Origin of the sequence: Undibacterium sp. TC9W (assembly GCF_049339865.1) — a bacterium.
Taxonomy (GTDB): domain Bacteria; phylum Pseudomonadota; class Gammaproteobacteria; order Burkholderiales; family Burkholderiaceae_D; genus Undibacterium.
This window is the reverse complement of record NZ_JBMPPJ010000007.1, coordinates 171,032-195,671: the sequence shown is the minus strand read 5'-3', so window position 1 is coordinate 195,671 and position 24,640 is coordinate 171,032. Positions and strand designations below refer to the sequence as shown.

Here is a 24,640-nt window from a genome sequence, read left to right as displayed (position 1 = left end):
CGTGACTCATTGGAAGCAATCTATCTTTAACGTTAATAGCTATTACGAATGAATTAGCTCAGTTTCATTTTTCAAGCTAGTTTGTCCTGCATCAAGACTAGGCAATGTTTCAATGCTATCAATCGCATCGAAATCTTTGAAAGGCAAATCCAGGAAGGCGGATATTTCACGCCTGTCCTGACGCAGTATCAGAACCTGCTCATCTACGGACAGACCAAAATCACGTGTAGCCTGCAGCGGGTCTTTTTTGTGTGCTTCGATAACTACAGCACTGGTGTCAAGAGCATTCAGATAATCTAACAACTTAGACATACTTTTCTCCTTGGTTGGCAAAACTTTCAGGGGTAATACCAAGAGTGATTCTAAGCTCAAGCATTAACAAAAGCAAAACTATTTTTAACAAATTATCATCAGAAAATCTATGGTGTTTGCCTGAAGACGCTAACGCAGTTTCTACCTTCGGCTTTGGAGATATAAAGTGCCTTGTCAGCCGCTTCCAGGGTTTCATCAAAATTCTTGAGCCCATTTCCATCTACTGTCGCTACACCAAAGCTGGCAGACAGTGAGAATTTATGGCCGCTAGGTTCTGTATCTATCATTGTGATTGCCATACGGCAGCGCTCTGCCAATTGCAGGGCTGAGGCCTGGCTTGAGTCTGGCATGCAAATACCAAATTCTTCACCACCCAACCGCCCAAACAAATCAACCTTGCGTAAATGCGTCTTGACGGTTTCACTGACGTTTTTCAATACCCAGTCACCCGTAGCATGTCCATACGTGTCATTAATATTTTTAAACAAGTCCATGTCAAACAGGATGATGCTGACACTGCCAGTGCGCAATTTGAATGCTTCATTCGCGAAGCTGATGAAATGCATGCGATTGGCCGCCTGGGTCAAGCCATCTGTTTGTGAAAACTGGCGGAACTGATTTTTTTGTTGCAAGGTTTTGACTAACCAGAATGCCAAGAGCATCATTACAATGACAACCAAGGCAATCACCAGCCACAAATTTTGATTATTTTTCTTTTCCAGTTCACGTTCTACCGCGAGAATTTTATTTTTCTGCTCCAATAAATTCAATTGATTGACCTTGTCTTGGGTATCAAATTTGACACGCTGAAACGCAAGATTTTTATGCAATTGATCATCAAGTACCCTATTTTTCAGAACCAACGCTGCTTCATAATATTCCAGAGAGCTTGGATACGCCCCTTGAGCACGTTTAATGGTTGCCATAGTTTCTGCGGTCTTTTCCATCAGTTGAACGGCGTTACCTGATTTCGCACGTTGATACGCCAACGCTCCATATCGCTCTGCCAAATCAAGGTTGCCCGTCTTTAAAAAAGCTCTTGCCAGAGCCTCTTCTAACTGAGTAAGGTAATCTGAATTTTGTGAAGTCTTGGCAAATTCTGCAAGCAAAGGCAGCCCTGCTCCTTTGCCCTGTAAATAATTTCCTGAATCAATCAAATCTATACATGCCAGGGTATTTAATATCAAAGAAATGATTTTCCGTTTATGGAAATCACATACTCTGATTGCATCAGGCAAAAGCGATCGTGCACGTTGACGTTCGCCGCGCAAAAAATTAATCTCAACCTGATCTGCAAATCCAAAACATTTTGACACGCTCTCTTCGGCGGTATCTTCCAGCGCGACCATTCTGTCGGCATAGACCATCGCTTCATCATAAGCTCTCAACGAATTATGTAACGTGATCGCCGACTGCAGAGTATCCATTTTCGAATTAAGCTCACGCAATTTAGGCAGTATGATTATGCTTTCATTCATAGCCTCCAACGCTTTTTCATATTCGCCCAAATTGGTATATCCAACAGATAACTGATACAGAAATCTGACTCGATATTCAGGATCACTTACCTTGCCGATATATGATTGGACCAGTTCAACTTTTTCTTTATGGCGCCCCCGAAAACCCAATGCAGCAGCATTCAGAATTTGAAATTTGTCTCTTTGTTTTTCATTTAATGTTGATTCAAATTCTTTGACTTTTTCCAAAGTCTCTACGGCTTTTTCAGGTTGATGTCGCATATCAATCACTGCCTGACTGAGCAGATCATCAACCAGCTTCGCGTTATCGGCAAAACTTTGGCGTGAGAAACAGACTCCGGCAAAAAGGAGTATCAGTGCGACGGTTCTATAAGTACAATGCAAAGTAATCACTTATGCCGGAATCGGTTCGAGTTAGTAAGCGCCTTCGGTGATATCAATTGCTGGCACTTCATCCGCAGAAATTCCCAACAAACCCGCTACCGCACTTTTGTCGCCAGACAAAACTGCACCCTGTTCTTCCACCGTCAAACCAAAATTAGTCATTGCCGCACCAGGGTCGCTTCTGTGCGAAGTCAACGCATCCGCATCTTTATCCAGTGTATTCAAATATTCAAGCAATTTAGACATGATTTTTAACCTTTCAATAAATTTCCGTTGTATAAAACACGAGGTAACACCACGGAAGATTCTATTATGTTTCTGTAAAAACTTGTAACAAATTTCAAAAAATCAATGCATTATGCGCAACACAGGGTAGCGGCGCCATTCTGGTTCCTTGAATCTTGCACAACGGCTAAAAATAAAATCGAGAACCGCTTGCTGGTCGCTGAGTAAACCTGGGTTTTCCTGCTTCCATTGCTCAAAGGCTGCCTTGACTTCTGGCTCGGTGTTGAGGATATCGGTGGCGGTATCTTCAAAGACATAATCTGAATAAGCTTCTTTCTTTTCCAGTACGCTATTGAAAAAGCCCCAGCGGAAGAAACTGTCATGCGCCTGGGGTTCCAGGGTTTCGATTATATAGCGTGCCGCTGGCTGATCCAGCGGGACGAGATAATCACCTGCATTGGCAATGATGCTAGCACTGGTCTGCAGCAACTGCACATCGTCATGGAACATATGGCCTTCATAGGCATGCAGACGTGATTGCACTGACTGTATGTGATAAACCTCGGTCTGCAAGCTGGTATCGGCTTCCAGCCTTTGCATTTGCACACCATTCCATTGCAGGCGTTCTATGACTGCGCGCCAGGCTTGCGGTATCAGGTAAGCCCTGGCTTGCGTGACTGTGATATCAGCGACAAAGTGATCGTAATAAGCAATGGCTTTTTCCCATGGCTGGCTGCGGTCATACGACAGCCGCGTGTAATTACCCAGCACGCTGGGGCTATACACCGCCTGGTACCCCTTGAACATGAAGCTGGAAGCCTGACTGTGGTCAGCTACCCAATGCACTGCTGCCTGCTGTTGCTGGCTGGCAGCCTCGCGCGCCTGTGCACGCAATGCCTGTATTTCTGCGCCATGGGCGACCGTGAATGCCAGCACGGTTTCCACCAGGGCACGCATGGACGCGTAGCGGTCGGCAAAAGGTTTCAGCATATGGGTTTCAGGCATGAAACCTATGGTGTGATGCAGGGCTGCGTAGCCAGTAGAAAACCGTGGTGTTTCCAGGAAATCTTCTATGCCATGATCAGGGCTGTCCTTGACGGGATTCACATAGGGACAAGTCGGCCAGCCACGTTCCTGCATTTCTGTATAAATGGCAGGTAACATGGTATTGCGCAAGTAGGGGCCGAGACCATGGCCAAGCTTGTTTGCCTGGGTTTGTATCAGGGTCATGGTGTAATGGTAGTCAGCGCCATTTGAGGTGTGCGTATCAACCATGACGTCCGGGCTCCATTCGCTGAAAAAGCGGTTGAAGACCTGGGCATTTTCGCTATCACACTTGATGAAGTCACGGTTCAGGTCAAGATGCAGGCTGTTACCACGGAAACCGAACTGCTCTGGCCCATCCTGATTGACACGTGAAGTATCCTGACGGTTCAGACAGCCATCAACGTTATACACGGGGATGAACAGGAATACCGTTTTACCCAGTGCCGCGAGGCGTTCGGGCTGGATACAAAAATCGCGTACCAGCGCCATACAGGCATCGATACCTTCAGGCTCACCCGGGTGTATGCCGTTATTATTGAAAAATACCGTGCGTTGTTCCAGTTTGATGCGCTCGCGCTCAAATACGCCATCGACAGTCACGATACCGGCGTGAATGGGCTTGCCATTATCAGAAACACCGATCTGGCTGAATTGCAGGATGTTTGGAAATTGCGCTGCCAGGTCCTGGTAAAACTGTATGCAGGCTTGCCAGGTGGTCGTCTGGTTCTGGTTACCGGCTTCATAGGGTGTGATGAAGGCGGTAGTATGGTCTGTATGTGATGACATGCGTTACACCAGTTGAAGTAAATATATCCCACGATTTTAGCGTACAAGTGATGGTACTGACATGGCATACTGATGCCTGATTGAAACAAATTGCTGGAGAACCTTGTGACCGATGCTGAAATAAGCGCACTGCGCCAGAATTGTCATACCACTTTGCCTGGCCATCGTGCCATCACGCCTGCAGAAACCTTTGGACGCATGGCAGCCTGGTCAGAGCAGCATCAGGTGCAACATGACACCTATGGTGAGGGTGAACTGGTGCAATCTTTCGAAAGCAAGATCGCTGCTTTATTGGGCATGGAAGCAGGTCTGTTCTGTATCACCGGCACGTTGACCCAGGTTACTGCCATGCGTCTGGCTTGCGAAGAAAGGGGCAGCCCGCTGGTCGCCTTGCATGCGAGCTCGCATATCCTGGTCCATGAAAAAAGCAATTTTCAGTTGCTCGATCATTTCAAGGCCGTGCAGGTTGGCAACCCATATAGACCCTGGACACTGAAGGATTTGCAGGCCCAGCCCGAGAAAATCGCTGCGGCACAGTATGAATTACCCATGCGCGAAATAGGCGGGCAGTTACCTGACTGGGAAGAGTTGAACGCCATCAAAGCCCATTGCCGCCAGCAGGATATACACCTGCACATGGATGGAGCGCGCCTGTGGGAAGCTGCCGCCGGTTATGGCCGCAGCCTGGCAGAAGTAAGTGCAGGTTTTGATACGGTCTATGTTTCGTTCTACAAAGGTATAGCTGGCCTGGGTGGTGCCATGCTGCTGGGCAGTGCCGATTTCATTGCCAAAGCACGTGTCTGGATGCACAGGCAAGGTGGCAGTGTATTCCGCCGCAGCCCCTATGTCGTCGCTGCTGCGATGCAGTTTGATCTAAGGCTGGCTGCCCTGCCCGCCTGCTTTGCCCGCACCCTATGGTTGTTTGAAGAATTGCGCGCGTATCCCGAATTCAAAACCAATCCCAGCGCACCACAATGCAATATGCTGCACCTGTATCTGCCGATAGACCGGGATACTGCCATCACCATCCGCAACCGCATCGCGCAAGAACACGGGATATGGCTGTTCAATAATGCCGTACACACTGCCTTACCCGGGCAGTGCATGTTTGAATGGTATGTAGGCGATAATCTGCTTGCCATGGATGACGAAAAACTGAGGCAGGCTTTGCAGCTACTGGCGCAAGCCTTGAAAAACAGCACTCACTGAATCTGCTTTCAAGCAGTATGTGGGCGCTATGTGAGTTATCGCACATACAAAACTTTATATCTTTATTAAGCTCCTTGGCATCGTTTCATTTTTTTCAAGAAACGCCAAGGAGAAATAATGATAAGCCTGCTCAATCTGCAGTCCGACAAGGTCAAGTACAACCCCAATCACCTGTTTGATACGCTCATAAGGCGCCTGCATCTGAAAAATGATGCGGCACTGGCAAAAATGCTGGACGTGGCACCACCGGTGATCAGCAAAATCCGCCACTTGCGCTTGCCTATAGGTGCGTCGCTAATGATCAGCATGCATGAGATCAGTGGCCTCACGATCAAGGAGTTGCGCGCTCTGATGGGCGACAAAAGGGACACCTTCCGCATTACGGATTCGCAATTAAAACCCACGCTCGCGAAGTCACGCCCCAAAAGCAAAGAACAGTCCATAAGCCACCAATACTGAGAACAGTACCAAACTCAGGCTTACCTCGCTGATCAGGAATATCGCCTGGGGAATGTCAGACCCAGGCGTGCACCTGGATATTCGCTATGGGCTTCGCCATTAGCTATCTCGTAATGGCCGCCATGCAATTCGACTATCGCCTTGATAATGACTGAGCCCAGGCCCAGCGACATTCCCGCCTGCCTGCTTGGCAAAGCCTGGAATGAGAGGCGGGTGTCGCGCCTCTGGCCAAAGCGGAACATGGCATCGTCAGACAAACCGGGACCGTCATCCTCAATCGTCAATACCAGCACTGTATCAATGGCAGACAGGCGTACGCGGACTTTGCTTTGCGCATATCTGCCAGCATTCTCAAAAACATTGCGCAAAAGCCTGGATATCAGGTAAGTATCACCGGTAATAAACCCGCCGTGCTGACTACCTTGCTCACAGTCAGCATCTATCTGCAGCACAAATTCTATGGCCTGATCTGCCTGCTGTTGCATGTGTACGGCATGGCCTGTTTCGGTTTTCAGCAAGTCGCGTAAATCGACACTGCTGGCCTGGTTACGGTAGCGCGGTTCATCAATATTGGCGATAAAGAACAAGTCATCGATGAGCTTGGTGAAATAATCCAGTTCATTACTGACGACAGTAAAAAACTCTTCACGTTCCTGCTGTTCCATCGCGTCACCATGTACAGACAGGGTATCAATCGCGGTACGCAAACTGGTCAATGGCGTGCGCAAATCATGGCCCAGCTCTTGCAATAGTTCGCGCCTGGTTTTTTCTATGGCTTGTAGTCGCAAGACCAAGCGCTGTATTTCATTGGCCATGGCATTGAAATGCTGCATCAGCCCACCTATGGCATCCAGCCTGCCAGAGGTAAAACGTGCGCTCAGGTTACCAGCCTCCATGTCTTGAATCACCCGCCGCGCTTCTGCCGACCGCATACGCAGATATAGAGTCAGCAATAACAGGCCCAGCAAAATTGCAGTAACAAGTGTCACCACGAACAAGGTCGCCATGGTAAAAAATGCGCCACGTGCAGGTGTACCCGGATTGTGTATCAGCAAATAACTGGGCTGATCAGATTGCAGACGCACAATGGCAGAAGCTGCCGTCCCTGAAAAAAATCTCCCACGTGCTGCTACCTCATGGATTACTCCTGGTTTGGTACGCTGCAAAAGCGCGGCTGGTGGAACGGCATCTGCCGGACTGCTCGCGAGTATCTGATTGTTTGCATTCACTATCCACATTTCCAGCGGGATTGCTGGTGACTCGCTGCGGTAAGTCTGTACAAGACGCAGCCCCTCGGCGTAATCATGCCCTTCCACAATGCGGGCAATAAACAGATACATGCTGCGCTGTACTTCATCCCCGGGGCGCGTGGTTACTTCCCTGATCATCCACAGATAGAACAGACTCAACAGCAATGCAAAAAATACGCTGATCGCAAAAAACCGCAACCATAATGAACGACTCATGCATGCTCCAGTTTATAACCTATGCCATAAATGGCGACGATACGCTCAGTCGCACCGGCATCCTTTAATTTACGGCGCAAATGGCTAAGGTGGGAATCGATGGTGCGGTCGTAAATGATATTACTGTCCTCAAACTGACTCAGTATCTGCTCACGGGTGATGGCGTCACCGTTGGCACGCACCAGCAACATCAGCACATCATATTCTTTCTTGCCCAATTGTAGCGCTACTCCTCTGGCACTGGCATTGCGACGCTGTACATCCATCTCAATATCACCAAAGCTGATAACCGCCCTTGGCTCCCCGGCTGGCTGTGCCCTGACCAATAGACGGCGCATACGGGCACTAAGTTCCCGCAGCCCACAGGGCTTGCGTATGTAATCGTCGGCACCGCCTTCCATGCTGGCGACCACGGCGCTTTCATCGACCCTGGCAGACAACATCAATATCGGCGTTGCCGGGTGCAATGCGCGCAATGCCCTGCACAGGCTGATGCCGTCACCATCAGGCAGGCCCACATCCAGCAATATCAGCTCGAAGGCCTGTTGCTCCAGTAAGTTCATGGCGATAGCGATGCTGCCTGCATGGCTGAGTTCAAAACCCTCATAGCGCAAGCCCATACTCAAGGTACGGGCGATCATGGGGTCATCTTCTACAAGCAGGACGGTAGTGGCAGGATTCATGGAGTTTGAAACATGTGGTAACAAAGATTACTCCTTCATTTTGCCATATTGCGGTGAACGAGAAACTCTTCCATCAAAATTACAGAATTCATGTTTACAGTTTCTGACAGCGGGCCTGCACCTCACGATCTGACAAGCGGGCCTGTCCATTATCTGTTCCCTACTGGAGATAACATGAACTATCCTGCTTCCGTGCTGAGCCTTGCCACTATGGCGGCTGCAGCCAGTTTGCTGAGTGCCTGTGGCGGTGGTAGCCCTGGCAGTCCTGGCACTACAAGTGACGCTGTACCACCCGTTTCGGCCAGTGCTACCAATTCCACTACCCGCCTTACCGCCGCCATCGCGGCAGCCAAGAATGCAGCAAGCACAGACCCCATGTGCACCACCGACAAGCTGGGCGATTTTTACTGGGAAATCGGCAATGCCACCGACAATGCTCCCATAGTCTCTGCTTCGCAAGGCGCTGGCAGCGTTAAATCAAACACTTACTTCAATATTGCCTCTGCCTCGAAATGGATATTTGGCGCCTACGTGCTGGAAAAGAAAGGCATCAACCGGGTACGCAGCAGCAACACACTGAAGGATGGCTTGCGCTTTATGTCAGGTTATACTGGCTTCAATGAAGATGCCTGTGCTGGCACAACAAATGTCTCCGCCTGCTACTCGGCAGGCATGGGTGACAATACCGAACAGCCCAACCAGAACACCATTAACAAATTTGATTATGACAGCGGACATGACCAAAAGCTGGCCGTCAAGGACCTTGGCCTGGGCAATTTCACGGCAAACCAGCTGGATACGGAATACCAGAACACCATAGGCTTGAGCAAGGGTTTCAACATGGCAGCACTTGATCCGCTGATGGCAGGCGGCATGATGGGTACGGCCACCGACTATGCGCTATTCCTGAAAAAGATCATGAAGCAGGAATTGGTGATAGGCAGCTACCTGGGTGATGAGGCAGTCTGTGCCCTGCCTTCTGTCTGCCCCGGCAAGGTCGTGTTCTCGCCCATATTGCTGATGAATGAACCCTGGACTTACTCTTACAACCACTGGGTAGAATCAGAAAAAGGCAATGGCAGTATTGATGCGTACTCCAGCCCGGGCAAATGGGGTTTCTACCCATGGGTCAGCCCTGACAGGAAATACTATGGCATTCTGTCGCGCCACGATAAGGCAGCCGGGGCTTATGTGGAATCCGTCAAATGCGGCCGCCAGATACGCAAGGCCTTCATGAATGCCTTATAAAGCAACAGGATGCGCGGGCGGCAAGACAGCAAATTGCCGCTCTGCGTAGGCTGTCAGTGCAACAATGCGCTTTTCTGTCTCGCGTTTGAATTTCAGGCACAGGATAGGCGTCAACAACCATGACAGCCAGCGTGGTTTGGCCGTGATGTTATACGAAAAGCGGACACGGGTAAGCCCGTCAGACAAGGCCTTGAAATGCCAGCCGCCAGCGAACTGGTCAAAAATATAGGGGCCGCTGACCATCTTGACGGCGGCCACTTCATTTGGCTTGTACGACACATATTCAATATCCATCGCCAGGCCATTGCCGTCTATGCAGCGTGCCTGCGCACCTACAGCAGCCTGTTTTGCATTCAGCAAATAGGACTCAGTAGTCAGGGTATCCCATTCTTGCCTGAGCGTGTAATCCTGGGTCAGGTCAAACAGATACTTGGCACTGGCCCTGACTTCAAATTCATGTTTGATCAGCATATCTTGTCCTGTGATGTTAATGGAAGAGAACTCATTGATTGCCAGCCAAAAACTGGCCCGGCGGTACGCCAAAGTGCCGCTTGAACATGGCGATAAAGGCACTCAGACTATCGTAACCCAGTTCAAGTGCGATGTTGGTCACTGCTGTGCCAGCGGCCAGTAACTCCAGCGCCCGCATGAGTCTGGCGCGTTGCCGCCAGTCAGAAAAACTCATGCCCGTTTCATCAGCAAAATGGCGGGTCATGCTGCGTGGTGCAATGCCTGCCCAGGTCGCCCACTCTTGCATGGGACGCGGGTCGCCAGGATTTTCCAATAATGCGCTGGCGATTTTGACGAGGCGGCGGTCGGTGGGCATGGCGAGTATAAAATCCTGAGGTGGCAGGCTCGCTACTTCATCGACAATGACGGCCAGCACACGCTCTTGAGCTGCGTTCAACTGATCGCCAACACCCCAGCTCGCCGCACGTAAAACCGCTTCCCGCAATAAACCGGATACTGGAAACACCTGGGTTTTGGCAGGCAGCACTTCTGAAGGGGCAAGATAGGCACTCCAGCCATTGAACAAATGGCTGGTACGCATGGCATGGGTAATAAATGGTGGCAGCCAGATGGCATAGCCCTGAGGCACAAGCAGATGCTGCTGTTCTGCTTCGAGCACCAGCACGCCTGTCGTTGCCGCCAGCAACTGACCGCGGGCATGGCTGTGTTCTGGCGTCATCCTCGCATGGGTCTTGCTGATGACAGCGTAAGCAATCGCCCCGCCATCCGCATTGGCGTGCTCGGGATTGATCAGGGGTAAGGGCTTGGCCTCAGTTCGACACATGTTGGCATTATATCGCAAGCGACTTTTGGACATGAAGCGCAAACTTCAGTCTCCATTCACCCACAAGGAAACAACATGAAAGCCGAAGACATACTGCCAGATCACATCAACACGACCACTATTGACGGCCTGACTATCAGAAAAGGCACGGTCGCTGCCTTTGTGGTTAATGCAAAGACTTATTTGCAGTCAGACAGTTCAGCAGAAGAGCGCGCTGATGCAAAAGCAGCCGTAGTCGAAGCCCTGCCTGCCTTGAAGGCTTTGGGTATATTTGATGTGTTCGCTATTGCAGACCCCGGCCTGCGTGACATGCTGGCCGCACATCAATTGTAATCAGACACCGACCATGCAGATCGTCAATGAGGCAAGCCAGCCCCCCTCTGGTCCTTGCCCTCATTGACGGCGCAGGTTCGCCAGCACAGTCTTGTCGAGTTTTGCCGCCACACCGACGCTGCGCCCCGCCAGATTGGGAATACTGAAATGAATTGCACTACCCAAAATCTGCGCGCACTCTGACAGGCTGAGACCGTAATCCTGTTGCAGCCACTGCACCATACCACCGGTAGCTGCCCGCAGGGCATCATCCAGCGAGCCTGCCTGTCCCAGCACCATGATCTGTGTTGGTGATTCTACTCTTGGCGCATTGACAGATTTTCCTTTAATGACATCGACGGTAAATTCCACATCCATGGATGTTTCCAATGCATATTGCGAAGTCTCGCCATCTCCCTGCAAGGCATGGGCATCTCCCAGATACAACAAGGCACCGGGTTGCTGCACAGTCAGATAGACGGTATTACCTTCAACGACCTCATTAAAATCCATATTGCCACCAAAGCGGCCAGTGTCACCTGTAGATATAGGTGGGGAACCATTGCCAGGTGCAACCGCCAGCCCTCCCAGCATGGGGCGCACCGGCAAACTCAAATTACGCAAACCCTCTGTTGGTTTCTCTGGGCTTGCCAAACCACGCTCCCTATCCAGCTTCCAGCGTATGGGCTTGCCAAGATTTGTGGCTTTGGCCGCGAGTGAAGTACCCAATGCCCTGCCGACGATACTGTCGAGGCTGTCGGCATAATCACGGTTCAGGCGCAAGCGTTTAAGATGGATGACCAGCGTATCACCCGGCTCGGCAGTGCCGACAAAAAACGGGCCAGTCTGTGGATTGCCATACAGGGCTTTGGTGACGCCATTCTCATCGACGCCGCCAGAGTCTATGGTCTTGGTATGCACTGTATCGCCCGGCCAGATCGTCAGCACTGGCAAACGATGCGGATCGAATTCATTAGAATAATTTGTGGGCTGGAAATCGTATTTTCGTGCGCTTCCGGCAGGGCGATCAGGTATCCTGCGTGCGCTGAATGTGTGTGCGGCTCTTGCCTGCGGCTTATTTGTATCAGGAAAATCAGCCGTGCCCTGCATGGCATCATTGCTGACTGTGCCGACATAGGAATACTTGGCCTTGTCAGCATCCGTTACCGTGAACTCTATGCCTTTGGCGGTGCGCGTACCAAGAAGCTGGTCACCATCGAGCTTGCCGCTGATGCTGCTGCCACTCACAGTAATGCTCAAGGTCTGGTAAGAGCGATTGCCCCATCTATCGACTTGCAATAGCCAATGCTCTTCATCTGCTGCATTCGCCAGACAAGGGACAAGAAAGATCAATAACATCGCGTATCGCAGCATGTTTTTTTCCGTGAGAAAAATTAAATGTAGCTGCAATACTAAATTATTCTGCGCCTAAGCTTCATTAAATGCGATGAACTGCCAATTGTCATGCACAGACTGCAAACACGTCAATTAGTTTGCGTTGGTTTGCGTTGGTTTGCGTTGATTTACATCACCGACGCATGATGAAATCATGGTTTTGCCTTGCTTTGGCGAATTTCCAGTGCCTTGGCCAGCAATTCATCAGCACTCCAGTGCCGCGTCAGCCACACCGTAAGTGCCTCGCCGGAGATGTTCCAATTCACCATACGGCGGTCTTGCAGATGATCGTAATTATAGTTTCTGGCAACATACCAGGCCAAGCGTAAGCCAGCAGGGTCGGACCTATCCAGCAACAGAGAATATATTTCATAGGGCGTTAAGACCTCTACTTGCATAGCGCCCTGCTCTTTCAATTCTTTCCAGATCAGCGCTTTGTCTTCTGGACTGAGCACCGCGATTTTGGCATGTTCGGGCCGGCCTGTAATGTTTGATAAACCGTATGCATACAATAGCCAGGGACCACTCAACAGCACCAGAAAGATGAGACATAAAACTGCAGCCAGGCTCTTTAAAAATAGTCTGTATAAACGAGGGGCAGCAAATTTGCTTTCACTGGTAGTTTTTTTCTCAAGCATCAATTTGCTTTAAAAAACCTTACTGGAAGTACAGTTCCATTACTGCGTCGCCTGCCCCATGGATGCAGTCAGCATCGCCTGCACCCTTGAGCGTACAAAAGCGATATGGCTGCGCAAGCCATATAATTCCTCGGCATAGGACAAGGGTATGGTGATGCGATTGACCTTTTCTTCTATCTCATCGAGATAGCGCAATTGTTTCTCTGCAACGCCATGCCTGTCTTCTAATTCGACTTCTTCTATCGCCTGCTCCACCAGTCGCAATTGGCCATACCAGCGGTAAATGCGTGAGCGTATGCGCCAGACATACAGGGGCGGAATAATTTTTGAAAGTGGCAGGAACAAGGCACCGAGGGCGACGATGACGACCCACATGCGCTCTATGAAATTGGCAATCCAGAAGCTCAGGTAACGCTGCAACACAGGCGGGCCGTTTTTATAGAATTTCTCGGCCTCATGTGCTACTGGTATTTCAGTATATTTATCGGAGGGGAACTCACCCTGACGGCTGAACCAGTCGGCGCCGCTATGTATCCTGTGCGCTGCCTGTAGCAACAAACCCATCAGGGCAGGATGCAGGCTTTCATGGGCGACCAGGGTCGCTGTTGGTGCAATCAAGTGATAATCACGAGCAGGAATATCCTTGCCTATATCGACAATGCCGCGTGGCAGCACAACATGCGACAAGAACGGGAAACGCCTTGTATATGCCTCTGCCTGGACGAAATCAAACAGGCGTATGCCGGGAGTCAGCAATAACATTTGCACCAGCGGCGAATCACTGGCAGAGCTGAAAATCAATACATCAACTTTGCCATCCAGCAAAGCAGCCGTGCCCGGCGTATCAGCCAGTTTTTGTATGCTGACATCTTCTTCTGACATGCCGTTGACACTTAAAATCTGGCTGAACAGTTTGGCGACGCCGTTGCCATCAGGGCCAACATTGACAGTCTTGCCCTTGAACTGGCTAATCGTAGTGACTTCTTTGGGGCTGCGGTAAAACACCCAGATAGGCTCATAAAACAGGCTGCCCAGTGAGATCAGGCCACGCTCATGTGCCTGAGCTTCATCACTCGAACCACTTCGCACAAAGCCCACTTCAATTTCAGAATCAGGGTCACTGATGCGGCTCAGGTTTTCTTCTGACCCTTGCGACACTTGCTGGCGCAGGGTGATCTGGTTTTTTTGCAGTTCTTGCGCATAGCGTTTCGCAAAGCGCTCATAAGAACCATTCTCCTGCCCACTGGAAATATCAATTACACGCGGTGGCGCAGGATCTACCAGCCAGTAGCCAACGCCACAGACTATCACCACCATCAGCGTGATCGGGCCAAATGCGACCAGCAAATCACGCAGATTGAAGAGGGTGAATTTGATTTTTTGCATGTTCAGGCAGGCTTGGCAGGCGTGGGGATGTATTCTGCTTTCAGTGCCTGCAAGCCTTCCAGCATTTTTTGATAGGCAACAGGCACTTGTTGCTCATCGCCCTTGACGCCCAGTTCTATATGCCTGCGTTCTGTCTCACTGCCAACAGTAGGCAGGCTGAAAACTTTGATCAGTGGGAAATCGGCTTCCAGTTGCTCCATCAAAGGTGTGACAATGGATTCAGCCATTTCATATACCAGCACCGATTGTTCAAATTGTGCATGCTGATTGAACAGATGAGAAAAATAGGTATCGAGCACCCACTCCAGCATGGGCCAGGCCATGACCGGAAAGCCGGGAACAAAGAAATGATTGCGTATGGAAAAACCGGCGATCTTGTTGAAAGGATTGGGGATGATATCGGCCCCAAGCGGAAACTCGCCCATCTTCAACCTGTGCAAATGATCGGGCGTGCTCAGGTCAGCCACTTCACCTTTTTCTTTGGCAATATCCATGATGCGTTCCTGTATCAGAAGTTTGGCTTCTGGATGCAGAACGACTGGTAAATCCAGCGCGGCTGCCGCGCACTGGCGGGTATGATCATCTGGTGTCGCACCTATGCCACCGGTAGAAAACACCACGTCACCACTGGCAAAGCTGCGCTTCAGGGTAGCGGTAATGCGCTCGCGGTTGTCTCCTACATATTCAACCCAGTCAAGCTGCATGCCACGCGCCTTCAGCAAGGCGATGACTTTGGTCATGTGCTTGTCTTCGCGTTTGCCAGATAAAATCTCATCGCCAACGATAATCAGACCGATTGCCACGATTTCTCCTTATTTTTATATTACAGGCTGGGCAGCGTCTGCGAAACTGACGGCCCTGCCTGGGGTGCCACGCTACGGTGACGCTGCAAGGCTTCCAGGCAGTAATGCTGGAACCACAAGCCGGTAAACACGAAAACCAGAATATAAATCCAGAGAGCGGCTCCCGCCATCACCGGCAAAAGTGGAACCCACATCCCCCCGCCCAGCCACAGCAAACCAGGAGCAGCTCCGAACAGGCCCGCAATTGTACCTATACACATCAAAGACCAGCGATGCTCCTGCATCAGACTAACTCTTTCGTCGGCATCGGCATGCAATGCCAGTGCATCGTACACCATGACCCGGTAAGTCAACCAGCCCCACAGCAAAGGTTGCAGGAGTAAGTTCACAAATGGAATCAAGTTCAGCGGTAGTGTCAACAGCCAGACAACGACGAAAACCACAAAAGAAGACAAGGAATGCCAGATACTCCCTAGCAGGGTGCCACCATTTTTTTGTTCAAGCTCAGGATAATCTCTCGAACCTACATGTTTGTTGATGGCTGGCATGGCAAACATGGCTATGCACAATAGCGACGTAAACACCATGATAGGCAATAGTACCCACATGGAAACAAATGGGGCAACAACCATTTTCAGAGAAGCGAGACCAACGAAAGTCAGAACATCACCAACCTTGAGAAAACGATTATTTTCCGTCAACCAAGCCTGGATCAAATCCATGGATGCCTGCAAACCCAAGTACATGATCACGCCACACAAAATGAAAGCAGCTGCGAAGGGGAGCAATGTGAGCAGCAGCATACGGTAGCGTAATTGCGCTGCTACTGCCCTGCCCCAGGCCCGCATCACGGATGCGATATTCATGATTGTTTTTCCTTGTCAAATCCAAACATGCGCTTTAAACCCAGCCATTGCTGTGACCAGAATCCTTCGCCATAGTTGCGTGCGCTGCCTTCCGGGGCGGGCAACTGGTCACGTATGCCGGTCAGCGCAAATTCTTTGGCGAACAGGGCGGTACCAAACAATACATCCCAGATGGGGAACAACACCGCAAAGTTATGCCCGCCGAGTGTGCCCTTGCCATGAGTTTCGTGCCCAATGCCTATGGCATGATGGGTACGGTGATAACGTGGGGATACAAGCAGGTATTCACCTATACGGCCAAAATGAATGCGTACGTTTGCATGTTGCAGGCTTTGCAGCATTTGGGATGCCATGACCAGCATGACATATTGTCCAGGCTCCACACCAATGACAATCGCAATCAAACCCATGTAAATATCACGGATAAAATCATCAAGCAGGTGATTGCGGTTGTCACTCCACAAGTTCATGTCGCGCTGGCTATGGTGCAGGCTGTGCAATGCCCACCACCAGTTGAACTGGTGCTCGGCACGGTGATACCAGTAGTCAAAAAAGTCCAGCACCACCAGATACACCAAGAACAGCAGAGCCGGATATTGCAACATTCCTGGCCAGATGTTTTCCAGGTTGAAGGGGTTCACACCTTGCAGGTGCAGCAGGGCCGTGAGTTGATCCAGCAAGGGATCAAGCACAAAAAACACCAGGATGGAAAAAGCCCCCAGCCTGTGCAAAGCGGTATAGATGAAATCATTCCAGCGTGCATAGCGGTTCTTGATTTCATGCACCGGCATCCATGATTCCAGCGGGCGCAAGATGATGAACAGCACGATCAATTGCAAAACGCCGAGCATGAACCATTCGACGCCTTCATAGGAGTCTTCCACAAACTCACCCAGGCCCAGGTTAAACATGGCGGGCTGTACTATCGTTTCAAAAATCCAGGCTTGCAGATTTGTGAACAGATCGGAAATAGTCATTATTTTTTCTGCTGAATTAAATTTTGATAAGCGGGGTGTTCGCGTAGAGTAGCAAAACAAAAGGATTTTTGCTCAAGACCGCTAAGCAAGGGCTCAAGGTTTTCTGGTGCCCAGGCCTGTTTGCGTGACCATATGCCAAGATGTGCCATAAAAATATCACCATCCCTGAGTTTGTCGAGAGCACGTCTGAGCAACATGGGGTTGCTGAATTTTTCGCTGGACAATTCATCGCCAGAAAACCCGGCGGGTGACCAGCCTACATGCATGTAGCCACAAGCCTGCCCAGCCGTCAACAAATTAGGAGTGAGTTTGCCACCAGGGGCGCGCCAGAGCGGATCCAGTTTTTTACCCGTCAGGGCAAAGAAACGCTGATCAACACGGCGCAGCTCCTGGCAATAATCTTTTGCTGTCCATTGCAGGGTCTGGCCAGCTTGCGCACCAAACTGCGGCTTGACGGCAACACGACCATCAGGCAAATCGCCGACGACATACACATGATCAAAAGTGTGAGTACCAAAAGCATGGCCTTCTTCTGCCAGTTTTTTCCAGTACGGCGACCAGCTCATGTCGAGCGAATAATCACCTTGCACGGTCTTTTCATTCGCCAGGAAAAAAGTCGCCTTGATTTGATGACGGCGCAGGGTCGCAGCAATCAGTTCTGCCTGCGACTGGCTGCCGGTATCAAAAGTCAGGTAGATGCTTCCCTTGCAGTTGCCTGCTGCAGTCGCTGCAATCACCGCAGGCGAACACGCCATGGCAACCAAGGCCACATGTGCAGGCCGCAGCAATTTACATATTGCCGGCACGATTGGCAAAGAAAACGCCATGCGGAGAACGACCAACCGGTATCAGCTTGATCACCTTGCGGCTGGCAATATCAATGACAGCCACTTTCTTGATCCAGCGCAGGGTTGCCCACAGGGTTTTACCATCTTCGCTGACTTCCATACAGTCAGGGCCTCCTGGAACGGGAATAGTGCCGACAATTTCCAGTGTCTGCTGGTCAAGGATATTGATTTCATTGGAAGTGCGGTTGGAGACAAAAATATGACGCTTGTCGCCCAGAGCACGGAAGTTATGCGTACCCTCACCCGCCTTGATTTTCTTGACAGTTTTTTGCGTGCGCCAATCGATGACTTCAACATAATTGCTGCCCATGATGCCGACCAGCAAGTATTTATCATCAGGTGTCATGGAAATACCTGCGGGCAGCTTGCCCACCGGGATAGTCCATTTGATTTTTTGAGTCGCCAGATCAATCGCAGAAATCTGGTCACTGCCCTGCTGGGTGATAAAAACCGTCGTGCTGGCTGCATCAAAAGCCATATGGCTAGGCAATTTCGCCAGTGGTACACGTTGTACCAGCTTCATCTCCTGGCCGTCAAATTTATAGAAATCAACACGGTCGAGGCGCAGGGAGTTAGAGATAAACCACTTCTGGTCTGGAGAAAACCCGATCTGGTAAGGGTCAGCAATATCCTTCATGCGGCGTTGTATCTGACCAGTCTTGGGATCAAGAAATACCAGTTCATTACCCACCGCATTTGCCACGATCAGGGATTTGTTGTCTGGGGTGGCCATCAAATGATGGGGTTCCTTGCCTACAGGAAAGGTGCTAATTTCTTTATAAGTGGCCTGATCAAGCAGACTCACAGTGGCATCGCGCGAATTGAGCACCACGACTACATTGGCCTGTGCTGAAAATGCAGAGAGTGCGGAAACCAAAGAAAACGCCAAAGACGACAACAAGATACGACTACGCATGAAAAAGACCGCAAAAAAATAAATCGAACTGGCATTTTACAGCGCATGACAATAAGGAAAGAGCTTTCCTTTCATTGTTTTTCAGATTTTTCACCTAATTTGTCCAAAATCAAGCCAGAATCTATTGCTGCCAGAACAAGAACCTAAAGCTGAGTGACCAAAATCTTTTCTTTTGCTCTACAATTGCGCCAGCTTTTTTAGATCAGAGATGCTGATTTCAGGGAGTTTTCGTCGGCATTTAACATGTTTCCCTATGAAATTGCCTGTCTCGCACAACAAAGCAAGCAACAAAAATATCAGGGAACACGATATACGGACTTGAAAACAGCATAACTGGAATCAAATACCAGCAACAATTTAGTAGCGTGACAAAACGCGGAATAAAGGAATAATTAATGAGTACTATTACAACAGTCAGTGGTTTGCAATATGAAGACAAAATTGTCGGCGAAGGCGCGGAAGCCGTCGCAGGTAATCACGTCGATGTTCACTACACAGGCTGGTTGCAAAACCCTGATGGTAGCGCAGGCAAGAAGTTTGACTCCAGCAAAGACCGTGGCCAGCCATTTTCTTTCCCATTGGGTGCTGGTCATGTGATCAAAGGCTGGGATGAAGGCGTTCAAGGCATGAAAGTGGGCGGCACCCGTCTGCTGACTATCCCTTCCAGCCTGGGTTACGGCCCACGCGGCGCTGGTGGTGTCATCCCTGGCAATGCAACCCTGATATTTGAAGTGGAATTGCTGGGCGTTTAATCCCCCCGCTCTTTCAATAATCAGCATGCCTGATTTGAACAAGCCCGTGGCTGCTGTCACGGGCTTGAATCATATTACCCTCTCGGTGGCTGACCTGGAGCGCTCTTTCCGCTTTTATGTAGATGCACTGGGCTTGAAACCAGTCGCCCGCTGGAAAAACGGTGCCTATCTGGGAGCTGGCAATGACTGGATTTGCCTTTCGCTTGACCAGGATTGCCGTACCAGTGTTCCCCCTGAATACACCCACACTGCATTTTCTGTGAAGCTTGCGTCCTTTGCCATTTTTAAGCAAATGGCAGATGCAGGCGAATTGATACTATGGAAAATCAATAAAAGCGAAGGTGATTCGCTTTACCTGCCTGATCCTGACGGCCACAAGCTGGAGTTGCATGTCGGTGATTTGCAATCAAGGCTCGACAGTTTGAAAATCAAGCCCTATGAAGGGCTAGTGCTGCTCTGAGACCGTTCAAATATATAAAAAAATAAACAAAAAAACAAAAGCCAGGTCTCAGCCTGGCTTTTTGCTTATTTGCTACAAATTTGGTGAATACAGCTTATTCTTTAATGAAATGCTCGCGATAGTATTTGAGCTCTTCGATGGATTCCAGAATATCCGCCAATGCTGTGTGCTTTTGATGCTTCTTGAAGCCAGATGCCAGTTCCGGCTTCCAGCGGCGGCACAGTTCTTTCAATGTCGATACATCAAGATTACGGTAGTGAAAGAAAGCTTCCAGCTTGGGCATGCCACGCGCCATGAAGCGGCGGTCCTGGCAGATGGTATTGCCACACATAGGTGACTTACCTGCTGGCACATAGGGCTTCAAGAAGGCGATCAGGGCGGTTTCAGCGTCTGCTTCCGTCACGGTAGAGGCTTTGACCTTGTCGATCAGGCCAGAGCGGCCATGTGTGCCCTTGTTCCAGTTATCCATCTTGTCCAGGGTTTCATCAGATTGATGAATTGCAAATACGGGGCCTTCTGCCAGTACATTCAATTGTGAATCCGTTACCACCACGGCCACCTCAATGATACGATCTGTATCCGGGTCCAGGCCTGTCATTTCCATGTCCAGCCAGATCAGGTTCATTTCATTTGGACGGGCTGGCGTGGCAGGATTTGCAGTGTTTGTTTGAATGTCGGTCGCTTGTGACATAATTCTTCCTTGGCTATTACTTATCGAATGTCACATTTTCCCATGATTTCATCCGTTTTTTCGGTTTTATTCGTTTCCTTCCTGCTGTTGGCACTGATTATTCAGTTCTGGCTGGGCTCCCGCCATATTCGCCACATCCTGCGCAACCGTGCTGCTGTGCCTGCGCAATTCGCAGAAAAGATAGGTCTGGCCTCTCATCAAAAGGCGGCGGACTACACCATTGCCAAGACCAAGCTGGGTATGGCTATGCTGCTGTTGAATGCAGCCGTGCTGATGGGTTTTACCCTGTTTGGTGGCTTGCAATGGCTGTCTGTGCATCTGGTCAAGCTTACTGGCCCCGGCATGTGGTATCAGATCAGCCTGCTGGTGGCATTTGCTATTATCAGCAGCGTGATTGAATTCCCCTTTACCTATTACTCACAATTCGTGCTGGAAGAAAAATTTGGTTTCAACAAAATGACGCTGAGCCTGTTTTTCACTGACATGGTCAAGAATACCCTGATAGGTGCTGTACTGGGCCTGCCCCTGATATGGGTGATACTGACCCTGATGGAAAAAGCTGGCAGCCTGTGGTGGCTGTATGCCTGGGCATTCTTCATAGGCTTTCAGATGCTGATCATGCTGATTTTCCCGGTCGTGATTGCGCCCCTGTTCAACAAATTCTGGCCACTGGACAATGAAGAAGTACGAGAACGCATAGAAAACCTGAGCAAGCGCGTCAGCTTTGCCTTGAAAGGCATCTTTGTCATGGACGGTTCAAAACGCTCTGGCCATGGCAATGCCTACTTCTCGGGCTTTGGTGGCGCCAAGCGCATCGTATTTTATGACACCTTGCTGGAACGCCTTGCACCCAATGAGATTGAAGCCGTGCTGGCGCATGAACTTGGTCACTTCAAGCTCAAGCACATCATCAAGCGCATGGCCGTCATGTTCGCCTTATCGCTGGTTTTCATGGCCATGCTGGGCTTCTTTAAAGAACAAATCTGGTTCTACACTGGCCTGGGTGTAGATCCCATGTTGCTGGCACAAAATGATGCGATGGCGATTATTTTATTTATGCTGGTCTTGCCGGTGTTTACTTTCCTGTTTTCACCGCTGAGTGCCATCACTTCACGCAAACATGAATTTGAAGCCGATGCCTTTGCCGCCAAACACACGAATGCCAATGACCTGGTCACAGCCCTGGTCAAAATGTATGACGACAATTCCTCTACCCTGACGCCTGATCCCCTGCATTCGGCGTTTTATGACTCACATCCCTCAGCATCGGTGCGTATTAACCACCTGCTGGCAGCACAATAACGGAGACACCATGATCAAATTCACAGACTTGCTGGCGAAGAAATCCCAGCATACAGAAACAGGCCTTGATGACGCCAGCCTGCCCGCCTACTTTGCGGCGACACCACAATGGACGCAAGATGGGCCACGCATCATCAGGACTTTTCAGTTCAAGAATTATTATGAAACTCTGTCCTTCATCAATGCGATTGCCTATGTGATCCATGCGGAAGATCATCACCCTGAACTGGTGGTAACCTATAACCGTTGCGTCATCAAGTTTGATACGCACACCGTGAATGATGGCAAGGGTGGCATTTCAGAAAATGACTTTATCTGCGCCGCCAAGATAGACGCGATTTTTCAGCAGAGTTTTTCCTGATGGCGCGTCCACAAGCTTTAGTCATTGCTGCCCATGGCCGCCATTACCTGGTCCAAGCAGAGATAGATGGCGTACAAATCAAGCTCCATTGCGTCACCCGTGGCAAGAAAAGCGATGTCTCGGTAGGTGACATCGTTGAATACGCACTGACATCCAAAAACCAGGGCGTCATAGAAGCCATCACCACGCGTAAGACTTTGCTGTATCGCTCTGACCAGTACAAATCCAAGATGCTGGCAGCAAACCTGACGCAGTTGCTGATCGTTGTCGCGACTGAACCCAGCTTCACCGATGACCTGGTATCGCGCGCCCTGGTGGCGGCGGAATCGTCGGGCATCAAACCGCATCTTATCTTGAACAAGGTCGATGTCACAGCCTCCCTGCCCAAGGCAAGAGAGCGCGTTGGCCTGTATGCCAAGCTCGGCTATCCGGTACATGAAGTATCGGTGAGAACTGATCCGGAAGGTACGCGCCAGCTCATGCACAATCTGATGCAGGGGCAAAGCACTATCCTCATCGGCCAGTCTGGCATGGGCAAGTCTTCACTGATCAATTTGCTGATCCCCGATGCAGAAATCGCGACGCGCGAAATCTCGGCGGCGCTGGACACTGGCAAACACACAACCACCTTCACACGCCTGTATCACATGGATGAAAACTCCTACGTGATCGACTCCCCAGGCTTTCAGGAATTTGGTTTACATCACCTTAGTGAAGGCATGCTGGAACGCGCCTTTCCTGAATTTTTGCCACATCTGGGCAAGTGTAAATTCTATAATTGCCACCATCACACCGAACCTGGTTGCGCGATTCTGGCAGCAGTCAAAGATGGGGAAATCTCTACCATGCGGCATGATATGTTTGAACAACTGGTACATGAGTCGAAGCAGACGATCGGATATTGATATCTGGATTTAGTAAAATTACTATGCAAGATGAATTGAACTCAGACCACTGGCCACCACCAGGCTGCCCAAGTTTAAGCTGGCCAACATTAACCTCAGCTATTGAACGCGCAGACTGGTATCGTGCCGTCATTACCGCCTACTCAGTCCTATGGGAAGGGCATGCCACCCAGGCCCGTTTTTCGCCAGTCAGTGAGTCTGATCTTCTCGATCTGGAAACACGTTTATCTTGCCAGTTACCATCTGCATTGAAAGCCTACCACCTTGAATTTGGTGCCCTGTCACTCGCAGAAAAATTATGCAGCGTCAGCCATAACGGAGATACCCCTATACAGCCTTTGCTGGAAGCGTACCCAGGCATCGTCGATATGCTCAAGCACGAAGATGAGCAAGTGCTGGAGCTGTTTGAAGACATGGTAGTCTTTGGTGACTACCTGGGTAACGGCAACATGTTTTGCTTTCTCCGTGACAGCGGCGAAGTCTTTTATTTTGACCATGATGATGGCAGCATGCTCAATCCCTTCTTCAATTCAGTAGAAGAATATCTGGATGCACTGATGATACGCTGCCTCGCAGAAATACATGAGGACGAAGACGCAGGCCTTGACCTGCTGGCTCAGCGCCACGGCACCGGGCTTGTGAGGAAATGGCTTTATTAATTACAGCCCGTTCCCGTCAGGAAACGTGCGCATCTGAATCAGGATACCGATCCTCATTTTGGTGCTCGGTCAACCAGCCCTGGCATAAGAATGGAACAATACTGCTTGCCTTGCCACGCATGAACCTGAAGCCATAAGGCAGCTTGTCCATTGCCAGTGCAACCAGTATTTTCTCTGCCCTGCCCCTTGCGGCCCTGACCAATGAGGCTGCGGGAAAAACAGTCAATGAAGTGCCGACTACGAGAACTTTGGCAGCGGTTGCGATATGTCTTCTGGACTCTTCGAGATATTCAACATCTTCACCGAACCAGACTATATCGGGGCGAAGTTGGGTGCCATCTTCACAGAGCTGCCCCAATTGTATAGGCGCGGCATCAATACGGTAACGCCTGCGCGCTTCAGAAGTGCCACGTGCATGGTTCAACTGCCCGTGTACATGAATGACGTTTGAAGAACCAGCTCTCTCATGGAGATCATCCACATTCTGGGTGATCACAACAACTTCGTAAGCTGATTCAAGTTCAGCAAGAGCAAGATGTGCGGCATTGGGTTGTGCCTCGGCTGCCTGCAACCTGCGTTCATTATAAAATTCCAGCACGACTTCAGGATGGGCGCGCCAACCGCTGGGACTGGCCACAGCTTCCCATGAATAGTTGTGCCACAGGCCATTTGCATCGCGAAAAGTGGGAATTCCACTTTCTGCGCTGATGCCAGAGCCTGACAAAACGACGATTTTATTTGTTTGTATTTCGGCTTTCATAAGCAATGTTGGCGCGTT

At 50.1% G+C, this 24,640-nt stretch carries 28 protein-coding genes; 10 read left to right on the top strand and 18 right to left on the bottom strand.

Going from position 1 to position 24,640, the window contains the following annotated elements:
- Nucleotides 1-42: 42 nt before the first annotated feature.
- From ACO0LN_RS12445 to ACO0LN_RS12430, 4 genes are all read right to left on the bottom strand, one after another.
- Nucleotides 43-312 (bottom strand): hypothetical protein, encoded by a 270-nt coding sequence (locus tag ACO0LN_RS12445; RefSeq protein WP_422974176.1) that lies wholly within the window; start codon nucleotides 310-312, stop codon nucleotides 43-45.
- 107 nt (nucleotides 313-419) lie between these two features.
- Complete coding sequence (locus ACO0LN_RS12440) at nucleotides 420-2,183, bottom strand: tetratricopeptide repeat-containing diguanylate cyclase (RefSeq protein WP_422974174.1); 1,764 nt, start codon at nucleotides 2,181-2,183, stop codon at nucleotides 420-422.
- A 21-nt stretch (nucleotides 2,184-2,204) separates the two neighbouring features.
- Nucleotides 2,205-2,420 carry a hypothetical protein gene (locus ACO0LN_RS12435; RefSeq protein WP_422974172.1) on the bottom strand — a complete coding sequence of 72 codons (216 nt, stop codon included), beginning with the start codon at nucleotides 2,418-2,420 and terminating at the stop codon, nucleotides 2,205-2,207.
- A 102-nt stretch (nucleotides 2,421-2,522) separates the two neighbouring features.
- Entirely contained in the window at nucleotides 2,523-4,232 is a 1,710-nt protein-coding gene (locus ACO0LN_RS12430) for a M14 family zinc carboxypeptidase (RefSeq protein ID WP_422974170.1), read from the bottom strand.
- Between the two features lie 105 nt (nucleotides 4,233-4,337).
- Here ACO0LN_RS12430 and ACO0LN_RS12425 point away from each other — a divergent pair, with 105 nt between their 5' ends.
- Both ACO0LN_RS12425 and ACO0LN_RS12420 read left to right on the top strand, forming a co-directional pair.
- Nucleotides 4,338-5,441 (top strand): threonine aldolase family protein, encoded by a 1,104-nt coding sequence (locus ACO0LN_RS12425; protein ID WP_422974169.1) that lies wholly within the window; start codon nucleotides 4,338-4,340, stop codon nucleotides 5,439-5,441.
- A 117-nt stretch (nucleotides 5,442-5,558) separates the two neighbouring features.
- Nucleotides 5,559-5,900 (top strand): hypothetical protein, encoded by a 342-nt coding sequence (locus tag ACO0LN_RS12420; protein ID WP_422974167.1) that lies wholly within the window; start codon nucleotides 5,559-5,561, stop codon nucleotides 5,898-5,900.
- 32 nt (nucleotides 5,901-5,932) lie between these two features.
- Here the strand turns inward: ACO0LN_RS12420 and ACO0LN_RS12415 are convergent, their stop codons facing one another.
- Both ACO0LN_RS12415 and ACO0LN_RS12410 read right to left on the bottom strand, forming a co-directional pair.
- Nucleotides 5,933-7,366 (bottom strand): ATP-binding protein, encoded by a 1,434-nt coding sequence (locus tag ACO0LN_RS12415; RefSeq protein ID WP_422974165.1) that lies wholly within the window; start codon nucleotides 7,364-7,366, stop codon nucleotides 5,933-5,935.
- Entirely contained in the window at nucleotides 7,363-8,073 is a 711-nt protein-coding gene (locus tag ACO0LN_RS12410; protein ID WP_422974163.1) for a response regulator transcription factor, read from the bottom strand. Before ACO0LN_RS12410 ends, ACO0LN_RS12415 begins: the two co-directional genes overlap by 4 nt.
- A 150-nt stretch (nucleotides 8,074-8,223) precedes the next feature.
- Here ACO0LN_RS12410 and ACO0LN_RS12405 point away from each other — a divergent pair, with 150 nt between their 5' ends.
- Nucleotides 8,224-9,297, top strand: coding sequence for a hypothetical protein (locus ACO0LN_RS12405; RefSeq protein ID WP_422974161.1), 1,074 nt, complete (start codon nucleotides 8,224-8,226; stop codon nucleotides 9,295-9,297).
- Here the strand turns inward: ACO0LN_RS12405 and ACO0LN_RS12400 are convergent.
- Complete coding sequence (locus ACO0LN_RS12400; protein WP_422974159.1) at nucleotides 9,292-9,768, bottom strand: type II toxin-antitoxin system RatA family toxin; 477 nt, start codon at nucleotides 9,766-9,768, stop codon at nucleotides 9,292-9,294. The genes ACO0LN_RS12405 and ACO0LN_RS12400 overlap by 6 nt on opposite strands.
- Before the next feature lie 31 nt (nucleotides 9,769-9,799).
- Nucleotides 9,800-10,591, bottom strand: a complete 792-nt coding sequence (locus ACO0LN_RS12395; protein WP_422974157.1) for a helix-turn-helix domain-containing protein — start codon at nucleotides 10,589-10,591, stop codon at nucleotides 9,800-9,802.
- Between the two features lie 75 nt (nucleotides 10,592-10,666).
- On the opposite strand from ACO0LN_RS12395, the gene ACO0LN_RS12390 reads away from it, so the two are divergent.
- Nucleotides 10,667-10,924: a hypothetical protein gene (locus ACO0LN_RS12390; RefSeq protein ID WP_422974155.1), complete on the top strand. Its 258-nt coding sequence runs from the start codon at nucleotides 10,667-10,669 to the stop codon at nucleotides 10,922-10,924.
- A gap of 60 nt (nucleotides 10,925-10,984) precedes the next feature.
- Here the strand turns inward: ACO0LN_RS12390 and ACO0LN_RS12385 are convergent, their stop codons facing one another.
- The 8 genes from ACO0LN_RS12385 to ACO0LN_RS12350 all read right to left on the bottom strand — a co-directional run bounded on the left by ACO0LN_RS12385 (nucleotide 10,985) and on the right by ACO0LN_RS12350 (nucleotide 18,732).
- The gene (locus tag ACO0LN_RS12385) at nucleotides 10,985-12,277 is read right to left on the bottom strand and encodes an acetamidase/formamidase family protein (protein WP_422974153.1); all 1,293 of its coding nucleotides are present in this window, start codon (nucleotides 12,275-12,277) and stop codon (nucleotides 10,985-10,987) included.
- Nucleotides 12,278-12,450: 173 nt separating this feature from the next.
- A complete protein-coding gene (locus ACO0LN_RS12380; protein ID WP_422974151.1) occupies nucleotides 12,451-12,936 on the bottom strand; it encodes a hypothetical protein in 486 nt (161 codons plus the stop codon).
- Nucleotides 12,937-12,975: 39 nt separating this feature from the next.
- Nucleotides 12,976-14,322 (bottom strand): TAXI family TRAP transporter solute-binding subunit, encoded by a 1,347-nt coding sequence (locus ACO0LN_RS12375; RefSeq protein WP_422974149.1) that lies wholly within the window; start codon nucleotides 14,320-14,322, stop codon nucleotides 12,976-12,978.
- Between the two features lie 2 nt (nucleotides 14,323-14,324).
- The gene (locus ACO0LN_RS12370) at nucleotides 14,325-15,125 is read right to left on the bottom strand and encodes a competence/damage-inducible protein A (RefSeq protein ID WP_422974147.1); all 801 of its coding nucleotides are present in this window, start codon (nucleotides 15,123-15,125) and stop codon (nucleotides 14,325-14,327) included.
- Between the two features lie 20 nt (nucleotides 15,126-15,145).
- Nucleotides 15,146-15,991, bottom strand: a complete 846-nt coding sequence (locus ACO0LN_RS12365; protein WP_422974145.1) for an EI24 domain-containing protein — start codon at nucleotides 15,989-15,991, stop codon at nucleotides 15,146-15,148.
- Nucleotides 15,988-16,968 carry a sterol desaturase family protein gene (locus tag ACO0LN_RS12360; RefSeq protein ID WP_422974143.1) on the bottom strand — a complete coding sequence of 327 codons (981 nt, stop codon included), beginning with the start codon at nucleotides 16,966-16,968 and terminating at the stop codon, nucleotides 15,988-15,990. Before ACO0LN_RS12360 ends, ACO0LN_RS12365 begins: the two co-directional genes overlap by 4 nt.
- Nucleotides 16,968-17,723, bottom strand: coding sequence for a polysaccharide deacetylase family protein (locus tag ACO0LN_RS12355; protein WP_422974142.1), 756 nt, complete (start codon nucleotides 17,721-17,723; stop codon nucleotides 16,968-16,970). The genes ACO0LN_RS12360 and ACO0LN_RS12355 overlap by 1 nt, the downstream gene beginning before the upstream one ends.
- A 34-nt stretch (nucleotides 17,724-17,757) precedes the next feature.
- Nucleotides 17,758-18,732 carry a cytochrome D1 domain-containing protein gene (locus ACO0LN_RS12350; RefSeq protein ID WP_422974140.1) on the bottom strand — a complete coding sequence of 325 codons (975 nt, stop codon included), beginning with the start codon at nucleotides 18,730-18,732 and terminating at the stop codon, nucleotides 17,758-17,760.
- A gap of 395 nt (nucleotides 18,733-19,127) precedes the next feature.
- On the opposite strand from ACO0LN_RS12350, the gene ACO0LN_RS12345 reads away from it, so the two are divergent.
- Entirely contained in the window at nucleotides 19,128-19,484 is a 357-nt protein-coding gene (locus tag ACO0LN_RS12345; RefSeq protein WP_422974138.1) for an FKBP-type peptidyl-prolyl cis-trans isomerase, read from the top strand.
- A gap of 25 nt (nucleotides 19,485-19,509) precedes the next feature.
- Nucleotides 19,510-19,944, top strand: a complete 435-nt coding sequence (locus ACO0LN_RS12340; protein WP_422974136.1) for a VOC family protein — start codon at nucleotides 19,510-19,512, stop codon at nucleotides 19,942-19,944.
- A gap of 94 nt (nucleotides 19,945-20,038) precedes the next feature.
- Here the strand turns inward: ACO0LN_RS12340 and orn are convergent, their stop codons facing one another.
- A complete protein-coding gene (gene orn, locus ACO0LN_RS12335; RefSeq protein WP_422974134.1) occupies nucleotides 20,039-20,635 on the bottom strand; it encodes an oligoribonuclease in 597 nt (198 codons plus the stop codon).
- 42 nt (nucleotides 20,636-20,677) lie between these two features.
- On the opposite strand from orn, the gene ACO0LN_RS12330 reads away from it, so the two are divergent.
- Genes ACO0LN_RS12330 through ACO0LN_RS12315 form a run of 4 tightly spaced genes read left to right on the top strand, consistent with a single transcriptional unit; the run spans nucleotide 20,678 to nucleotide 23,862 of the window.
- A complete protein-coding gene (locus ACO0LN_RS12330; RefSeq protein WP_422974132.1) occupies nucleotides 20,678-21,937 on the top strand; it encodes a M48 family metallopeptidase in 1,260 nt (419 codons plus the stop codon).
- Nucleotides 21,938-21,947: 10 nt separating this feature from the next.
- Nucleotides 21,948-22,298, top strand: a complete 351-nt coding sequence (locus ACO0LN_RS12325) for a 4a-hydroxytetrahydrobiopterin dehydratase (RefSeq protein ID WP_422974130.1) — start codon at nucleotides 21,948-21,950, stop codon at nucleotides 22,296-22,298.
- Complete coding sequence (rsgA, locus tag ACO0LN_RS12320; RefSeq protein ID WP_422974128.1) at nucleotides 22,298-23,203, top strand: ribosome small subunit-dependent GTPase A; 906 nt, start codon at nucleotides 22,298-22,300, stop codon at nucleotides 23,201-23,203. The genes ACO0LN_RS12325 and rsgA overlap by 1 nt, the downstream gene beginning before the upstream one ends.
- 23 nt (nucleotides 23,204-23,226) lie before the next feature.
- Entirely contained in the window at nucleotides 23,227-23,862 is a 636-nt protein-coding gene (locus ACO0LN_RS12315; protein ID WP_422974126.1) for an SMI1/KNR4 family protein, read from the top strand.
- 16 nt (nucleotides 23,863-23,878) lie between these two features.
- Here the strand turns inward: ACO0LN_RS12315 and ACO0LN_RS12310 are convergent, their stop codons facing one another.
- The gene (locus ACO0LN_RS12310) at nucleotides 23,879-24,622 is read right to left on the bottom strand and encodes an SIR2 family NAD-dependent protein deacylase (protein ID WP_422974124.1); all 744 of its coding nucleotides are present in this window, start codon (nucleotides 24,620-24,622) and stop codon (nucleotides 23,879-23,881) included.
- Nucleotides 24,623-24,640 lie beyond the last annotated feature (18 nt).

What these genes read in the sequence shown, in the direction of transcription:
- ACO0LN_RS12445 (WP_422974176.1), bottom strand. Translation starts at nt 312, where the DNA reads ATGTCTAAGTTGTTAGATTATCTGAATGCTCTTGACACCAGTGCTGTA.
- ACO0LN_RS12435 (WP_422974172.1), bottom strand. Translation starts at nt 2,420, where the DNA reads ATGTCTAAATTGCTTGAATATTTGAATACACTGGATAAAGATGCGGAT.
- ACO0LN_RS12430 (WP_422974170.1), bottom strand. Translation starts at nt 4,232, where the DNA reads ATGTCATCACATACAGACCATACTACCGCCTTCATCACACCCTATGAA.
- ACO0LN_RS12420 (WP_422974167.1), top strand. Translation starts at nt 5,559, where the DNA reads ATGATAAGCCTGCTCAATCTGCAGTCCGACAAGGTCAAGTACAACCCC.
- ACO0LN_RS12415 (WP_422974165.1), bottom strand. Translation starts at nt 7,366, where the DNA reads ATGAGTCGTTCATTATGGTTGCGGTTTTTTGCGATCAGCGTATTTTTT.
- ACO0LN_RS12405 (WP_422974161.1), top strand. Translation starts at nt 8,224, where the DNA reads ATGAACTATCCTGCTTCCGTGCTGAGCCTTGCCACTATGGCGGCTGCA.
- ACO0LN_RS12400 (WP_422974159.1), bottom strand. Translation starts at nt 9,768, where the DNA reads ATGCTGATCAAACATGAATTTGAAGTCAGGGCCAGTGCCAAGTATCTG.
- ACO0LN_RS12395 (WP_422974157.1), bottom strand. Translation starts at nt 10,591, where the DNA reads ATGTGTCGAACTGAGGCCAAGCCCTTACCCCTGATCAATCCCGAGCAC.
- ACO0LN_RS12390 (WP_422974155.1), top strand. Translation starts at nt 10,667, where the DNA reads ATGAAAGCCGAAGACATACTGCCAGATCACATCAACACGACCACTATT.
- ACO0LN_RS12385 (WP_422974153.1), bottom strand. Translation starts at nt 12,277, where the DNA reads ATGCTGCGATACGCGATGTTATTGATCTTTCTTGTCCCTTGTCTGGCG.
- ACO0LN_RS12380 (WP_422974151.1), bottom strand. Translation starts at nt 12,936, where the DNA reads ATGCTTGAGAAAAAAACTACCAGTGAAAGCAAATTTGCTGCCCCTCGT.
- ACO0LN_RS12375 (WP_422974149.1), bottom strand. Translation starts at nt 14,322, where the DNA reads ATGCAAAAAATCAAATTCACCCTCTTCAATCTGCGTGATTTGCTGGTC.
- ACO0LN_RS12365 (WP_422974145.1), bottom strand. Translation starts at nt 15,991, where the DNA reads ATGAATATCGCATCCGTGATGCGGGCCTGGGGCAGGGCAGTAGCAGCG.
- ACO0LN_RS12360 (WP_422974143.1), bottom strand. Translation starts at nt 16,968, where the DNA reads ATGACTATTTCCGATCTGTTCACAAATCTGCAAGCCTGGATTTTTGAA.
- ACO0LN_RS12355 (WP_422974142.1), bottom strand. Translation starts at nt 17,723, where the DNA reads ATGGCGTGTTCGCCTGCGGTGATTGCAGCGACTGCAGCAGGCAACTGC.
- ACO0LN_RS12350 (WP_422974140.1), bottom strand. Translation starts at nt 18,732, where the DNA reads ATGCGTAGTCGTATCTTGTTGTCGTCTTTGGCGTTTTCTTTGGTTTCC.
- ACO0LN_RS12345 (WP_422974138.1), top strand. Translation starts at nt 19,128, where the DNA reads ATGAGTACTATTACAACAGTCAGTGGTTTGCAATATGAAGACAAAATT.
- ACO0LN_RS12340 (WP_422974136.1), top strand. Translation starts at nt 19,510, where the DNA reads ATGCCTGATTTGAACAAGCCCGTGGCTGCTGTCACGGGCTTGAATCAT.
- orn (WP_422974134.1), bottom strand. Translation starts at nt 20,635, where the DNA reads ATGTCACAAGCGACCGACATTCAAACAAACACTGCAAATCCTGCCACG.
- ACO0LN_RS12330 (WP_422974132.1), top strand. Translation starts at nt 20,678, where the DNA reads ATGATTTCATCCGTTTTTTCGGTTTTATTCGTTTCCTTCCTGCTGTTG.
- ACO0LN_RS12325 (WP_422974130.1), top strand. Translation starts at nt 21,948, where the DNA reads ATGATCAAATTCACAGACTTGCTGGCGAAGAAATCCCAGCATACAGAA.
- rsgA (WP_422974128.1), top strand. Translation starts at nt 22,298, where the DNA reads ATGGCGCGTCCACAAGCTTTAGTCATTGCTGCCCATGGCCGCCATTAC.
- ACO0LN_RS12315 (WP_422974126.1), top strand. Translation starts at nt 23,227, where the DNA reads ATGCAAGATGAATTGAACTCAGACCACTGGCCACCACCAGGCTGCCCA.
- ACO0LN_RS12310 (WP_422974124.1), bottom strand. Translation starts at nt 24,622, where the DNA reads ATGAAAGCCGAAATACAAACAAATAAAATCGTCGTTTTGTCAGGCTCT.